This is a genomic window from Nocardioides sambongensis, from assembly GCF_006494815.1.
Taxonomy (GTDB): Bacteria; Actinomycetota; Actinomycetes; order Propionibacteriales; family Nocardioidaceae; genus Nocardioides; species Nocardioides sambongensis.
Genome location: NZ_CP041091.1, coordinates 262,427 through 277,770 on the forward strand (window position 1 = coordinate 262,427; position 15,344 = coordinate 277,770).

Consider the following 15,344-nt stretch of genomic DNA (forward strand, 5'->3'; position numbering starts at 1 on the left):
TCTGGCGCGGCAGCGCGTCGTCGCTGTGACCGGCGCCACTGCCCGCGCGAGAAGTTACGGACGCGCGACGAGGCTCGTCAAAGTCCCCCTGTGAATCGTTCAATAACCGGGCTCTATCGACTGTCGGGCTCCATCGACGACGGGGCGGCGGCTCGCCACAACCCGGCCATCAGCTGGTCCACCTCGTCATCGATGTCGACCGACCGTGCGGTGTCGACGAGCGCTCGCGCGAGCATCGACTCCGGGCCGTGGCCGGCGAGCACCAGGCCGATGCGGTAGGCCCGGCGCGGTCGGGGCAGCCGGACCACCCGGGTGCGGTCCGGCACGCCGAAGTTCGGCAACCAGGTGTGCGGCACCACGCTGGACAGACCCATGACCGTGACGTGGGCGTAGATCGCCGCGACGGTGTCGGTCGCCACGGCGACATCGGAATCGACCCCCGTCTCGGCGAGTAGCTCGTCCACGATGCGACGGTTCTGCATGTCGCTGGTCAGCTGGACCAGCGGGGTGCCCGCCGCTTCGGCCCAGGTCAGCGAGGTGCGGTCGCCGAACGGACCGTCGGACGGTGTCAGGAAGAGGTAGCGCTCCTCGTAGAGCGGCACCACCCGCACCCGGCCGAGCGGCTCACCGTCGACGTAGGTCATCCCGACGTCGATGTCGAAGTCGTTGAGACGCATCGTGATCTCGCGCGACGTCATCGACTCGAGCACGAACTGGACGCCCGGATGCTGGCGCCGCAGCGGAGTGGTCAGCAGCGACGAGATGGGCAGCACGGTCGGGATGGCGCCGATCCTCAGCGTGCCCACCAGCCCCTCGCGCATGCTGGACAGCGTCTGGTCGAGCGCCTCACGTTCCGCGAGCATGCGCCGCCCCCAGCGCAGCACCTCCTCGCCCTCCGGGGTGAAGCCCTCGAACCGTTGGCCGCGTCGGACGATCTGGACGTGCAGCTCCTGCTCGAGGCGCCGGATGCCGGCGGACAGGGCGGGCTGCGTGACGTGGCACACCGCGGCCGCGCGTGCGAAGTGTTGCTCGCGGGAGAGGGCGGCGAGGTACTCGAGTTGCCGGAGCAGCATGTTGCATGCCTACCGCATCCGTCGTGGCGGCGCCCACCGCCGCGCTCGCGTCGACCTCTGGACGCGCCCGATCCGAGGCCCGATCAGACCGGCAGCGCGGCCGGGGCCGGGTGGTGCTCGGCGACGAGCTCCGCGACGGCGTCGCGCCAGGTACGACGCTCGGCCCGCGCCCGCGCCTGCTCACCGAGCAGGCCGCGGCGCCGGTCGGCGACGACGGCCGCCACGGCGCGGCGCAGGTCCGGGCCACGGTGCGCGTCGTAGAGCACGCCGGTCTCCAGGTGGCGCACCACGTCCATCGCGCCGCCGGCCCGGGGCGCCACCACCGGTACGCCGGATGCCGCCGCCTCGCGCAGCACATGGCTGTCGGTCTCCTGGGTGCCGGGGTGGACCAGCACGTCCAGGGTGGGGAGCGCGACGGTCAGGTCGCCGGTCTGCAGCGGGCCGGTGAACTTCGCGGTCGGCAGGCGCCGGGCGAGCCAGTCGCGCTCCGGTCCGGCGCCGATCACCACGAGGCGGATGCCGGGCAGGTCGGCGAGGTCGGCCAGGCGTCGTACCCCGTGCCGCTTGTGCAGGGCGCCGACGAACCCGACGACGGTCAGCCCGTCGCGGCGGGTGGCGTTCGTGCCGGCACCCTTGGCGCGCGACCAGGCGCCGTGCAGCCACTGGTCGCGCAGCGCGGGGGTGAAGGCGGCGGGGTCGACCCCGGGCTGCCACAGGCCCGCCTCGACGCCGAGCTCCGCGGCCCGGCTGACCATCCAGCTGGAGGTGACCAGCAGCCGGTCGGCGCGCTGGGCGACCTTGGCGCGCCAGTAGTCGGCGGCCAGGTCCAGCACGGGCGACTGCTCGACGACCAGGGTGGCTACCCCGCAGCGTCGGGCGTGCTTGAGGGCCTTGCGGCCGACCGTGCGGGGGGAGTGGGTCTGCACCAGCTCGGGTGCGAAGTCGGTGATCGCCTCCCGCACCTGGGCCCCGGTGGGCTCCAGCGGACGCACCCGCGCGACCGGACAGCCGCGATAGCTGGCCAGGCCGGGACCGGGCGCGATGATCTGCACCTGGTGTCCCTGGTCCAGGAGGTGGTCGGCGGTGGCCTTCAGGGTCGTGGTGGTGCTGTCGACGGCGGGATAGAAGGTCTCGGTGACCAGGGAGATCCGCATGTCACCACGGTCCGCCGGTGGCGTTGCCGCACCGCCAGCGGGCGGTGGACGCCCGGTGAACGATTCGGGGGTCGCCGGGGTCGGTCGGGCTACCGCTCGGTAGCCGGAGAATGGTCACACTTCGGTGACACCACTGCTGTCACGGATAGGCTTGTCGCTCGTGACTGACACCACCTTGCAGCTGGCGCAGCCCGAGGACGCGCATTCGCGCTCCGACTGGGAGGCGGCCACCGCCGCCGTGCTCCGCAAGACCCGCAAGCTCGCCGAGGACGACCCGGACTCGCTGGTCTGGGAGCGGCTCACCCGCCCCACGCTCGACGGGATCGCGGTCACCCCGATCGGCAGCCCGGAGGACCTGGAGTCGCTGCAGACCGCCGGTCGACCCACCCGCGCCGGTGCCTGGGACATCCGCAGCCACCTCGGCGGCGCGGACGCCGCGCTGCTCAACGAGCACGCGCTGGTCGACCTCGACGGCGGGGTCACCTCGCTGTGGGTCGCGACCGCCGACGGCAGCGAGCTGCCCGCGGTGCTGGACAAGGTGCTGCTCGACCTCGCACCGGTCGTGCTGACCTCCGAGCAGCCGCTCGCCGCGGCGCGGGCGCTGCTCGACCACGTCGACCGGGCCGGCGTGGACCCGCACCCGGGGACCAACCTGGGCGCGGACGCCGCGACCGCCTCGGCCGAGGACCTGGTGGCCGTCGCCCGCCTCGCCGCCGAGCACCGGATCCTCGGGTCGTCGTGGACGCCACCGCGGTCCACGACCGCGGCGCCTCCGACGTCCAGGAGCTCGCCGCGTCCCTGCGCACCGGCGTGACCGCGCTGCGCACCCTGGTCGACGCGGGGTTCTCCGCCGCGGACGCCGCCGCGCTGATCGAGTTCCGTTACGCGGTGACCGACGAGCAGTTCCCGAGCATCGCCAAGCTCCGTGCCGCGCGCCGGCTGTGGGCCCGGGTCCTCGAGCTCTCCGGCGCCGAGGGCCCCGACGCGACCGCGCAGCGCCAGCACGTGGTGACCAGCCGCCCGATGCTCACCCGCTACGACCCCTACGTGAACATGCTGCGCACCACCGTGGCCGCCTTCGCGGCCGGCGTGGGCGGGGCGGACGCGGTCACCGTGCTGCCCTTCGACGCGCCGTTGGGCCAGCCGGACGGCTTCGGCCGACGGATCGCCCGCAACCTCTCGCACCTGTTGATCGACGAGTCCCACGTGGCGGAGGTGGCCGACCCCGCCGGTGGCGCCTACGCCGTTGAGAAGCTCACCGACGACCTCGCGGTCGCCGCGTGGGAGCTGTTCGGGCGCCTCGAGGACGGCGAGGACCTGGAGCCGCTGATCGCGGACGTGGTCGAGCGTCGCGAGGCCCAGATCGCCCAGCGCAAGCGCCCGATCACCGGGCTCAGCGAGTTCCCGAACCTCGCCGAGACACTGCCCGAGCGGGCCCCGGTCGCCGGCGACCCGGCCGGTCACGAGGTACGCCGCTACGGCGCTTCCTTCGAGGCCCTGCGCGACGCCCCGGCCGCGCGCCCGGTCTTCCTGGCCACGCTGGGCACCATCGCCCAGCACACCGCTCGCGCCACCTTCGCCAGCAACCTGCTCGCCGCCGGCGGTGTCGCGGTCGAGGTGGCCGGTGCCACCGATGGCGTCGACGCGCTGGTGGCGGCGTACCGGACCGGCGTGCAGAGCCCGGTGGTCTGTCTGGCCGGCGCCGACCCGACCTACGCCGAGTGGGGCGAGCAGGCGGCCGCGGCCCTGCGTGAGGCCGGTGCGAGCCGGGTGATCATCGCCGGCCGGGCCACCGACTACACCGACGACGCGTGCGCGATGGGCGTGGACGCCCTCGCCTTCCTCAACCGGACCCGGGAGGCCCTGGCATGAACACCCCGCAGAGTTCTTCTCCTCCGCTTCGCTCCTCCGAACAACTCAGTGGGGACCCCGCATGAGCATTCCTTCTTCTTTCTCCGGCCTGCCCTCAATGGCGGCACCAGCCCGGACACCGGCGCGCTGCACGGCGACCGGCAGCCCTGGCACAGCCCCGAGGGCATCGAGATCAAGCCCTCCTACGGAGCCGCCGACCTCGAGGGCCTCGACGCGCTGGACACCTGGCCCGGCCTGAGCCCCTTCCTGCGCGGTCCGTACCCGACGATGTACACCACCCAGCCGTGGACGATCCGCCAGTACGCCGGCTTCTCCACCGCCGAGGAGTCCAACGCCTTCTACCGCCGCAACCTGGCCGCCGGGCAGAAGGGCCTCAGCGTCGCCTTCGACCTGGCCACCCACCGCGGCTACGACTCCGACCACCCGCGGGTGCGCGGCGACGTCGGGATGGCGGGGGTGGCGATCGACTCGATCTACGACACCCGCACCCTCTTCGACGGCATCCCGCTGGACCAGATGTCGGTCTCGATGACGATGAACGGCGCCGTCCTGCCGGTGCTCGCCCTCTACATCGCCGCCGCCGAGGAGCAGGGGGTGAAGCCGGAGCAGCTCGCGGGGACCATCCAGAACGACATCCTCAAGGAGTTCATGGTCCGCAACACCTACATCTACCCGCCGGCGCCGTCGATGCGGATCATCTCCGACATCTTCGCCTTCACCAGCCAGCGGATGCCGCGGTTCAACTCGATCTCGATCTCCGGCTACCACATGCAGGAGGCCGGGGCGACCGCCGACCTCGAGCTCGCCTACACCCTGGCCGACGGCGTCGAGTACATCCGCGCCGGCCTCGACTCGGGCCTGACCATCGACCAGTTCGCGCCGCGGCTGTCCTTCTTCTGGGCGATCGGGATGAACTTCTACATGGAGGTCGCCAAGATGCGCGCGGCCCGCGCGCTGTGGAGCCGGCTGGTCCGCCAGTTCGACCCGCAGAACCCGAAGAGCCTGAGCCTGCGCACGCACAGCCAGACCTCGGGCTGGTCGTTGACCGCGCAGGACGTGTACAACAACGTGGGCCGCACCTGCATCGAGGCGATGGCCGCCACGCAGGGGCACACCCAGTCGCTGCACACCAACGCCCTCGACGAGGCGATCGCGCTGCCGACCGACTTCTCGGCCCGGATCGCCCGCAACACCCAGCTCCTGCTCCAGCAGGAGTCCGGTACGACGCAGACGATCGACCCGTGGGCGGGCTCCTACTACGTGGAGAAGCTCACCCACGACCTCGCCGAGCGCGCCTGGGCGCACATCACCGAGGCCGAGGCCGCCGGCGGCATGGCCGCCGCCATCGAGCAGGGCATCCCGAAGATGCGCATCGAGGAGGCGGCCGCACGCACCCAGGCCCGCCTGGACTCCGGGGCGCAGAAGCTGATCGGGGTGAACACCTTCCGGCTGGAGTCCGAGGACCCGCTGGAGGTGCTCAAGGTCGACAACGACGACGTCTACCGCCAGCAGGTCGCCAAGCTCGAGCGGCTGCGTGCCGAGCGCGACCAGAACGAGGTCGACGGCGCCCTGCAGGCGATCACCCGCAGCGCGGAGTCCGGCGAGGGCAACCTGCTCGACCTCGCGGTCGGCGCCGCGCGCGCCAAGGCCACGGTCGGTGAGATCTCCGACGCGATGGAGAAGGTGTACGGCCGCCACCAGGCGGTGATCCGTACCATCTCCGGCGTGTACCGCGACGAGGCCGGCCAGGCCAACGACGGCGCCGGGGACTCCCTGGTCGCCCAGGTCCGTGAGGCGACCGACGAGTTCGCCGAGGCGGAGGGACGTCGCCCCCGGATCCTGGTGGCCAAGATGGGCCAGGACGGGCACGACCGCGGGCAGAAGGTCGTCGTCTCGGCCTTCGCCGACATGGGCTTCGACGTGGACGTGGGGCCGCTCTTCTCCACCCCGGAGGAGGTCGCGCAGCAGGCGATCGACGCCGACGTGCACATCGTCGGCGTCTCGTCCCTGGCCGCCGGCCACCTCGCCCTGCTCCCGGCGCTGAAGAACGCGCTGGCCGAGCAGGGACGTGACGACATCATGGTCGTCATCGGCGGCGTCATCCCGCCGGACGACGTGCCGACCTTGCAGGAGATGGGTGCCGCCTCGGTGTTCCTCCCCGGCACGGTGATCGCGGAGTCTGCGCTCGACCTGCTGGCCAAGCTCCGCGACCTGCTCGAGCACTGATGGCCGGGCCCGGCCTGCAGGACCTGCTGGACGGCATCGCCCAGGGACACCGGGCCGCGGTGTCCCGGGCGATCACCCTGGTCGAGTCGACCGCACCCCGGCACCGCGCCACGGCGCGGGACCTGCTCACCCGGCTGGCGGCCGATGCCGCCGACCGGGAGCCCGCGGCCGTCCGGGTCGGGGTCTCCGGCGTCCCCGGGGTCGGCAAGTCCACCTTCATCGAGGCGCTCGGCGCGCAGCTCACCGCCGCCGGTCACCGGGTGGGGGTGCTGGCGGTCGACCCCTCCAGCGTGCGGACCGGTGGCTCGGTGCTCGGCGACAAGACCCGGATGGCGGCCCTCGCGGTCAATCCGGCCGCCTTCATCCGGCCCTCGCCGTCGGCCGGGACGCTGGGCGGGGTCGCGCGCGCGACCACCCAGGCGATGTCGGTGCTCGAGGCCGCCGGCTTCGACGTGATCCTGGTCGAGACCGTCGGGGTCGGTCAGTCCGAGATCACCGTGGCGGGCATGGTCGACACGTTCCTCTTCCTCACCCTGGCCCGCACCGGCGACCAGCTCCAGGGCATCAAGAAGGGCATCTTGGAGATCGCCGACGTGATCGCGGTCAACAAGGCCGACCCGAGCGACCCCGCGCGGGAGCGGGAGGCCCGCGGTGCCGCCCGCGAGCTCGCCGGTGCGCTGCGACTGGTCCGTGGCCACGACGAGTGGGCGCCGCCGGTGGTCACCTGCTCCGGACTCACCGGCGCCAAGGTCGACGAGGTCTGGGCGCAGGTGCTGCGCCACCGGGAGGACCTCGGGGTCGACGGACTGCTGCGCAAGCGCGCCGAGCAGCAGCTGGAGTTCACCTGGGCGCTGGTGCGCGACGAGCTCGACCAGCGCCTGCGACACAGCCAGGGGGTGCGGGAGGTCCAGGCCGAGGTCCGCTCCGCCCTGCTCGGTGGTGAGCTCACCGCGCCGCTCGCGGCCGACCGGCTGCTGGCCGCCTACGACCGGGACCGCACGTCGGCCTCGGATCGGGCTGCCGCCGGTCCGGACGACGATCCCGTCAATTGATGAGTTCCGAGCCAGTCGCTGGCACCGGAGACCGGACCGGCGGGCGGGTGCCTTCCGGCTGACCCCCGCGGGCACTGCCCGTCGGGGTCGCGAGCGCGGTCCCACACGCCGGTGGACGGGGAGACCGGGACGCACCCGGTTTCCCCGAAACCGGGCATGAGCGGGTGCGGGTGACCGGCTCACGCTCCGAGATACACCATCCACTCTCTCGGAGGGAACCCCATGCGCAGAACCCGAACCGCTGCGGCGACGGCGGTCGTCGCCGCACTCGCAGCCACCTCGGCCGTGCTGGCTCCGGCCACCCAGGCGGCGCCCGCACCCAAGACCAAGACGCTCGCCACCGGCCTGATCACCCCGTTGCGGGCCGCGATCGCGCCCGACGGCACGGCGTACGTGACCCAGAACTTCGCCGGACAGATGCTCCGGATCAAGCCCGGCGGGAAGCCGAAGCGGATCTACCGTGCGCCGCAGGCCGGCGCCGAGGTGGGCGCGGTCTCGGTGCGCGGTGGCACCGTCACCTTCGCGACCACCCCGGCCGAGGACATGCCGCCGGAGCGTGCGCTCGGCCGCGGGTTCCTGACCGCGCGGCCCAGGTCGGCGGCCGAGCCGTCGGCGAAGGTGCTCACCCTGCGGCAGATCAAGAAGCGCGGCAAGACCCGCACCATCGTGCGCACCCTGGCCGACGTCGGCGCCCACGAGGCCAAGAACAACCCCGACGGCGGCGTCACCTACGGCTTCAGCGACCTCGATCCCGAGTGCGCCGCCATGCTGCCGCCCTTCCTGCTGCCGTATCCGGGGGAGACGTACTCGCACCCCTACGCCACGGCGACCATGAAGTCCACGACCTACCTGGCCGACGCCGGGGCCAACGACGTGCTGTCGATCTCCAAGACCGGCAAGGTCCGGACCCTCGCGGTCCTCCCCGCGGTCAAGGTGGTGGCGACCCAGGAGGTCATCGACGCGGCCACCGCGGCTGGCTCCCCGCTGCCTCCCTGCGTGCTCGGCAAGACCTACACCGGCGAGCCGGTGCCGACCGACATCGAGGTCGGGCCCGGCGGCAAGCTCTACGTCTCCACCCTGGGCGGCGGGATCGGGGAGATCCTCCCGGTCGGCGCGGTCTACCGGATCGACCCGAAGACCGGGAAGGCCACCCGTCTGCTCGGCGGACTGTTCACGCCCGTCGGCGTCGCGGTCACCGGAGGCGGCACCATCTACGCCGCGGAGCTCTACTCCGGCCGCGTGGTCCGGGCCCGCAAGGGCGCGAACCGGGCGACCACGTTCGCGACGAAGCCGATGCCGGCGGAGGTCGAGCTCGCCGGTGGCGACCTCTACGCCACGTTCAACGTGCTCACCCCGAGGCCGGCCGGCAAGCTGGTCCGCTTCCGCTGAACCATGATGCGCTGAGTGACAGCGCGGTGGACGCCGGCGGCCCTGGCCGCCGGCGTCCACGGGTGCACCGGGCCGTGCCGATGGCGGCCCGGACTAGGCTTGCCCGGTGGACGCAGCACTGGCCGGGATCGCATCGGTCGTCGAGAAGCACCGTGACGACCTGGTCGACCTGCGCCGTGACCTGCACCGGCACCCGGAGCTCTCCTGGCAGGAGCAGCGGACGATGGACCGCGTCGGCGAGGCCCTGCAACGCGCCGGGTGGACGGTGCGGGCGCTCCCGCGCAGCGGCCTGGTGGCCGACCTCGGCGAGGGGGAGGCCGGCGTTGCGCTGCGTGCGGACCTGGACGCCCTGCCGGTCCAGGACCTGACCGAGGACCCGTGGTCCAGCGCGGTCCCCGGGGTCGCCCACGCCTGCGGGCACGACGTACACACCACCGCGGTGGTCGGCGCCGCGCACGCGCTGGCGGACCTGCACGGCCGGGGAGCGCTGCCCGGACGGGTGCGCCTGCTGTTCCAGCCGGCCGAGGAGGTGATGCCCGGAGGTGCCAAGTACCTGCTCTCCGAGGACGCCCTCGACGGGATCGGCCGGATCTTCGCGCTGCACTGCGAGCCGGCGGTCGACGTCGGCACGGTCGGCCTCCGCCGCGGGCCCCTGACCAGCGCGGCGGACCTGATCGAGGTGCGCCTCGACGGCGACGGGGGACACACCTCGCGCCCGCACCTCACCGGCGACCTGACCTTCGCGCTCGCCAAGGTGATCAGCGAGCTCCCCGCCGTGCTCAGCCGACGGATGGACCCCCGCGCCGGCGTCAGCGTGGTGTGGGGGCTGGTGCGCGCCGGCGCGGCGGCCAACGTGATCCCCGATCGCGGGCTGGTGACCGGCACCGTGCGGATCCTGGACGCCGAGGCGTGGGCCGGCTGCGAGGCGGTGGTGCGCTCGGCGGTGCTCGACATCGTCCGGCCCTACGGCGTCACCGCCAACGTCGACTACCTGCAGGGGGTCCCGCCGGTGGTCAACGACGCGGTCAGCGTGCAGATCCTGCGCGAGACGGTCACCGCCTTCTGGGGCGTGCGCAAGGTCGTCGAGGTCCCGCAGAGCCTCGGCGGTGAGGACTTCGGCTGGTACCTGACCCAGGTGCCCGGAGCGATGTTCCGGCTCGGCACCCGCACCCCCGGGGCCCCACCTTCGACCTCCACCAGGGCGACCTGCGGGTCGACGAGGCGGCGATCGGAGTCGGAGCCCGGGTCCTGGCGGCGGCGGCCCTGCGGGCGCTCCCCGCGTCGCCGACGGCCCGCGGGTGACCTCCTCGTTACCGGTGCGTGACGACCGTCCGCGCGTTTCAGACTCGACTTGGTAACAACTTCGCAAGCCTCCGCACAGCCGGTTGATCTCGCCGTACTGTGACCCGCACATCTGCGCCGGTCTGGGCGCCTGAGACAAGGAGGACATCTTGCGCACTGTGGGCAAGATTGCGGCACTCGCCGCCGTGGCGTCGCTGGCCCTGGCCGGTTGCGCCACCGAGGACAGCAACAGCGGCGACGGGGACGAGACGGCCGCCGAGGGCACCGGGGCCTGCACCGCACCCGACGGCGATGTCCAGGTCGGCCTGGCCTACGACGTGGGTGGGCGCGGCGACCAGTCGTTCAACGACTCGGCGTACGCGGGCCTCGACAAGGCTGTCCAGGAGTTCGGGATCACCGCGACCGAGGGCGAGGCCGCGGACGGCGAGGCCGAGTCGGCTCGCGAGGAGCGGCTGCGCACCATGGCCGACTCCGGCATGAACCCGATCATCGGCGTCGGCTTCGCCTACAGCGAGTCCGTCAACGTGGTCTCCGACGAATACCCGGACACCTGCTTCGCGGTCATCGACGGCTTCGACCCCGACGAGACCGGCAACGGCAACGTCGCCTACCTCGGCTTCGCCGAGGAGCAGGGCTCCTACCTGGTCGGCGTCGCCGCCGCGCTGCAGTCCAAGTCCGGCAAGGTCGGCTTCGTGGGCGGCGTGCACAACGACCTGATCAAGAAGTTCGAGGCCGGCTACACCGCCGGTGTCGAGTCGGTCGACCCGGAGATCGAGGTCATCGTCCAGTACATCGAGGAGAGCGACGTCGCCGGCTTCGGTGACCCCGCCGGTGGCAAGGAGGCCGCGGCCGCCGAGTTCGACCAGGGCGCCGACGTGGTCTACCACGCCTCGGGTGCCTCGGGCTCCGGTGTGTTCGAGGCCGCGACCGAGGCGAAGGCCTGGGCGATCGGTGTCGACTCCGACCAGTACCTGACCGCGCCGAAGGCGCAGAAGGCACACATCCTGACCTCGATGCTCAAGCGCGTCGACGTCGCGACCTACGACATGATCAAGTCGGTCATCGACGGGTCGCCGGTGGCGGGATACCAGGTCTACGACCTCTCGGCCGACGGCGTGGGCTACTCCACCTCGGGTGGGTACGTGAAGAAGTACGTGCCGCAGCTCGACGAGGCCAAGGCCGCGATCACCGGTGGTGAGGTCGAGGTTCCGACCGCACCTGCCGAGTGAGGCGGGGCCGTCGATCGACGGCACTGTTCAGCAGCGATCCGATCTGGTCTGATCGGATCACCTGACGACGGACAGGGGCCCGTCCAGGAGAGATCCTGGTCGGGCCCCTTGTCCGCGAGTTTCCCGGCACCGCGTCGAGGAGGAGACAGCGCATGACCACATCGGTCGAGTCCGGCCCCGGGGGTCCGCCACGGCCCCGTCCGGCGGCATCGAGGTCCGCGGGATCACCAAGCGGTTCCCCGGCGTGGTGGCGAACTCGGACGTCAATCTGACCATCCGTCCCGGCACCGTGCACGCGCTGATCGGGGAGAACGGCGCTGGCAAGTCGACGCTGATGAAGATCCTCTACGGCGTGCAGCGGCCCGACGAGGGCACCATCTCCGTCGACGGCCGACCGGCGCACTTCTCCTCACCCACCGACGCGATCCGCGCCGGCATCGGCATGGTCTTCCAGCACTTCATGCTGGCCGACAACCTGACCGTCCTGGAGAACGTGGTCCTCGGTGCCGAGAGCCTCCACGGGATCGGCGGCAACGCCCGGGCCCGGATCCAGGCGATCTCGGACGACTACGGCTTCGACCTCGACCCCGACGTCCTGGTCGAGGAGCTGGGTGTCGGGGAGCGGCAGCGCGTGGAGATCCTCAAGGTCCTCTACCGCGGAGCCCGCACCATCGTGCTCGACGAGCCCACCGCGGTGCTCGTGCCGCAGGAGGTCGACGCGCTCTTCGCCAACCTGCGCGAGCTGCGCGCCAGCGGGCACACGATCCTGTTCATCTCGCACAAGCTCGACGAGGTCCTCGCCATCGCCGACGACATCACCGTGATGCGCCGCGGCAAGACCGTCGGAGAGGCCGACCCGACCACGGCCACCAAGCACGAGCTCGCCGAGCTGATGGTCGGCTCGGAGCTCCCGGTGCCGCAGACCGAGGAGTCCACGGTCACCACCACCCCGATGCTGACCATGCGCGACGTCGGGCTGGTCGACGCGGCCGGACGCGCGCTGCTGTCCGGCATCGACCTGACCATCCACCGCGGCGAGGTGCTCGGCATCGCCGGCGTGGAGGGCAACGGGCAGGCCGAGCTGGTCGAGACGATCATGGGGATGCGCCGCGCCAGCACCGGGATGATCGACGTCGCCGGCGACAACGTCACCCGCTGGACGACCCGGCGGCGCCGCAAGGCCGGCATCGGGTTCATCCCCGAGGACCGCCACCGCCACGGACTGCTGCTCGACTCCCCGCTGTGGGAGAACCGGGTGCTCGGCCACCAGACCAGCCGGCAGCTCAACCGGCGCGGTATCATCCGCCGCCGAGCCGCCAAGAACGACACCCGTCGGATCGTCGAGGAGTACGACGTCCGCACGCCCAGCATCAACACCCACGCGCGGGCCCTCTCGGGCGGCAACCAGCAGAAGCTGATCGTCGGCCGTGAGATGAGCGGCGAGCCGGTGCTGCTGGTCGCCGCCCACCCCACCCGCGGTGTCGACGTCGGCGCCCAGGGCGCGATCTGGACCCACATCAAGAACGCGCGCCGCGACGGTCTCGCGGTGCTGTTGATCTCGGCCGACCTCGACGAGCTGATCGGCCTCTCCGACCGGATCCAGGTGATCTTGCGCGGGGAGATCGTCGGTGAGTTCGACCCCGACCAGGTCACCCCGCAGCAGCTCGGCGCCGCGATGACCGGTGGCAAGGGAGGAGAGAAGTGAGGACCACCGCCCTGCTGCGCAAGATCGCGCAGGTCGTCGTCGCGCCGCTGATCGCACTGGCGATCGCGCTCGCGGTGACCAGCCTGGTCGTCGTGCTGGCCGGCAACTCGGTCAGCGTCTTCTTCGAGGTGATGCTGACGCCGCCCAGCCAGCGGATCTGGGTCAACATCGTCAACCAGACGGCGATGCTGTTCCTGGCCGGCATGGCCGCGGCGATCGCGTTCCGGATGAACCTGTTCAACATCGGTATCGAGGGCCAGTACACCCTGGCGTCGTACTCCGGGGCGCTGGTCGCCGGGATGGCGCTCTTCCCGGGGACCCTCAACATCCTCGCCGCCCTCGTCGTCGCGATGGCGGTCGGCGCCGCCTGGGCCGCGATCGCCGGCATCTTGAAGGTGACCCGCGGCGTGAGCGAGGTGATCTCGACGATCATGCTCAACTCGATCGCGATCACCCTGGTCGGCTGGCTGCTCAACACCTACGGCGACCAGTACGGCCAGGGACGTCGTACCACCCCGATCCCGGAGTCCAGCCAGCTGCTCGGTCTCAGCCTCGGTGTCTTCGACACCACGACGGGCGGGGTCTTCGCACTCAGCAGCCTCGCGCTGATCGTCGGCATCGTCTTCGCGCTGGTGATCAACCGCAGCCGGTTCGGCTTCGACCTGCGGGCCACCGGCGGCAACGAGGCCGCGGCCGTGGCGTCCGGCGTCCAGGTGAAGAGGATGATCGTGATCGCGATGCTGATGTCCGGCGGTGTCGCCGGGCTGATCTGGATGCCCGACCTCTTCGGCGGCGCGGACTACTACGGCACGCCCTTCCAGTCCGGCCTCGGATTCACCGGTCTCGCGGTCGCCCTGCTCGGACGCAACCGTCCGCTCGGCGTCGCCTTCGGCGCCCTGCTGTTCGCGTGGCTGAGCGTGCAGGCCAACCCGCTGGGTCTCAAGGCGGACATCTCTCCGTCCGTCGTCCAGATCACCCAGGGAGTGGTGGTCCTCGTCGTGGTCGTGGTCTACGAGGTGGTCCGCCGGTGGGGCGCTGCCGCGGAGCAGCGGGCGCTGCGCTCGACGCTGGACGGCGCGACGGCGGGAGGCCAGGCATGAGCAAGGGATCCCGTCTGCTCCTCCTCGGAGTCTCCGTCCTGGTCTCGATCGCCGCGGTGCGCGTGCTCACCGGTGCCCACGAGATCGACTCGCCCGGCAGCCTGCGGGCCGCGCTGGTGGCGACCTGCCCGATCCTGCTGGCCGCCCTCGGTGGTCTGTGGAGCGAGCGCGCCGGTGTGGTCAACATCGGGCTGGAGGGCCAGATGCTCTTCGGCACCTGGGGTGCGGCCTTCTTCACCTACTACTACGACCCCTACATCGGCCTGCTCGGCGCCATCCTGTGCGGCGTCTTCGGCGGCCTGATCCACGCGGTGGCCACGGTGACCTTCGGGGTCGACCACATCGTCTCCGGTGTCGCGTTGAACCTGATCGCGCTCGGGGCGACCACCTTCCTGGCCGAGGCGTTCTTCGCCGACCTCGACTCCGAGGCCGGCAAGGGCGGCGCCCAGCAGCTCACCGGTCTCGCCAAACCGGCGTCGATCACGATCCCCGGCATCTCCGACGCGGCCAACGACATCGCGGACAAGCACTGGTTCGTGATCTCCGACGTCGCCAGCGTGGTCGCCGTGCTGACCACCCGGATCTCGGTGGTGACGATCCTGGTCTTCATCCTGCTGGTGGTGACCGCGCTGGTGCTCTGGCGCACCCGGTTCGGTCTCCGGCTCCGTTCCTGCGGTGAGAACCCGCAGGCGGCCGAGAGCGTGGGCGTCGCGGTGATGCGGCACAAGTACATCGCGGTGCTGATCTCCGGCGGCCTGGCCGGCCTCGGCGGCGGCTACCTGGCGTTGGTCTCCTCGCCCGGGTTCCACACCAACCAGACCAACGGCCGCGGGTACATCGGCCTGGCGGCGATGATCTTCGGCAACTGGCGCCCCGGCGGCATCCTGGTCGGCTCCGGCATGTTCGGCTACACCGACAGCCTCCGGCTGCGCGACCCCGGCACCATCCACGCCCTGCTGCTGCTGGTCGCCTTCTGGTTGATGGTCTTCGCGGTGTGGCGGATCGTCGTCGCCACCCGGACCGCGAACGCGGCACGCACCGACCGCGCCACGATCGTGGCGCTCGCCGTCGGCTCGGTCGGCTTCTTCGCCTGGTGGGCGCTGACCGACTCGGTGCCGCGTGACTTCACCAGCATGACGCCGTACGTCGCGACACTGTTCGTCCTCGCCTTCGCATCCCAACGACTACGCATGCCCGCAGCGGACGGGCAGGTCTATCGGAAGGGGAGTGCGGGCTAGTGAC

The 15,344-nt window shown here is 71.8% G+C and carries 11 protein-coding genes and 1 pseudogene; 10 read left to right on the plus strand and 2 right to left on the minus strand.

What is annotated here, in order from left to right:
• Positions 1 to 113 precede the first annotated feature (113 nt).
• A complete protein-coding gene (locus FIV43_RS01215) occupies positions 114 to 1,073 on the minus strand; it encodes a LysR family transcriptional regulator (protein WP_141012659.1) in 960 nt (319 codons plus the stop codon).
• Positions 1,074 to 1,156: 83 nt separating this feature from the next.
• Positions 1,157 to 2,227 carry a glycosyltransferase gene (locus FIV43_RS01220; protein ID WP_141012660.1) on the minus strand — a complete coding sequence of 357 codons (1,071 nt, stop codon included), beginning with the start codon at positions 2,225 to 2,227 and terminating at the stop codon, positions 1,157 to 1,159.
• A gap of 160 nt (positions 2,228 to 2,387) precedes the next feature.
• On the opposite strand from FIV43_RS01220, the gene FIV43_RS21820 reads away from it, so the two are divergent.
• The 10 genes and pseudogenes from FIV43_RS21820 (at position 2,388) to FIV43_RS01265 (ending at position 15,340) form a co-directional block, all read left to right on the plus strand.
• Positions 2,388 to 3,041: a hypothetical protein gene (locus FIV43_RS21820; protein ID WP_231123599.1), complete on the plus strand. Its 654-nt coding sequence runs from the start codon at positions 2,388 to 2,390 to the stop codon at positions 3,039 to 3,041.
• On the plus strand, positions 2,966 to 4,099 hold the full coding sequence (locus FIV43_RS01225) for a methylmalonyl-CoA mutase family protein (RefSeq protein ID WP_231123600.1): 1,134 nt from the start codon (positions 2,966 to 2,968) through the stop codon (positions 4,097 to 4,099). Before FIV43_RS21820 ends, FIV43_RS01225 begins: the two co-directional genes overlap by 76 nt.
• Positions 4,100 to 4,222: 123 nt before the next feature.
• Positions 4,223 to 6,325, plus strand: a pseudogene (scpA, locus tag FIV43_RS01230) (methylmalonyl-CoA mutase); the annotation flags it as partial.
• On the plus strand, positions 6,325 to 7,377 hold the full coding sequence (gene meaB, locus FIV43_RS01235) for a methylmalonyl Co-A mutase-associated GTPase MeaB (protein ID WP_141012662.1): 1,053 nt from the start codon (positions 6,325 to 6,327) through the stop codon (positions 7,375 to 7,377). The pseudogene scpA and the gene meaB, both read left to right, overlap by 1 nt.
• Positions 7,378 to 7,599: 222 nt before the next feature.
• Entirely contained in the window at positions 7,600 to 8,766 is a 1,167-nt protein-coding gene (locus tag FIV43_RS01240) for a ScyD/ScyE family protein (protein WP_141012663.1), read from the plus strand.
• 106 nt (positions 8,767 to 8,872) lie between these two features.
• Positions 8,873 to 10,090, plus strand: coding sequence for an amidohydrolase (locus FIV43_RS01245; RefSeq protein ID WP_231123601.1), 1,218 nt, complete (start codon positions 8,873 to 8,875; stop codon positions 10,088 to 10,090).
• Between the two features lie 136 nt (positions 10,091 to 10,226).
• On the plus strand, positions 10,227 to 11,297 hold the full coding sequence (locus tag FIV43_RS01250) for a BMP family lipoprotein (protein WP_196781041.1): 1,071 nt from the start codon (positions 10,227 to 10,229) through the stop codon (positions 11,295 to 11,297).
• Between the two features lie 244 nt (positions 11,298 to 11,541).
• Positions 11,542 to 13,002 carry an ABC transporter ATP-binding protein gene (locus FIV43_RS01255; RefSeq protein WP_231123602.1) on the plus strand — a complete coding sequence of 487 codons (1,461 nt, stop codon included), beginning with the start codon at positions 11,542 to 11,544 and terminating at the stop codon, positions 13,000 to 13,002.
• On the plus strand, positions 12,999 to 14,102 hold the full coding sequence (locus tag FIV43_RS01260) for an ABC transporter permease (protein WP_231123603.1): 1,104 nt from the start codon (positions 12,999 to 13,001) through the stop codon (positions 14,100 to 14,102). The genes FIV43_RS01255 and FIV43_RS01260 overlap by 4 nt, the downstream gene beginning before the upstream one ends.
• Positions 14,099 to 15,340: an ABC transporter permease gene (locus tag FIV43_RS01265; RefSeq protein WP_141012666.1), complete on the plus strand. Its 1,242-nt coding sequence runs from the start codon at positions 14,099 to 14,101 to the stop codon at positions 15,338 to 15,340. Before FIV43_RS01260 ends, FIV43_RS01265 begins: the two co-directional genes overlap by 4 nt.
• The last annotated feature ends 4 nt before the right edge of the window (positions 15,341 to 15,344 follow it).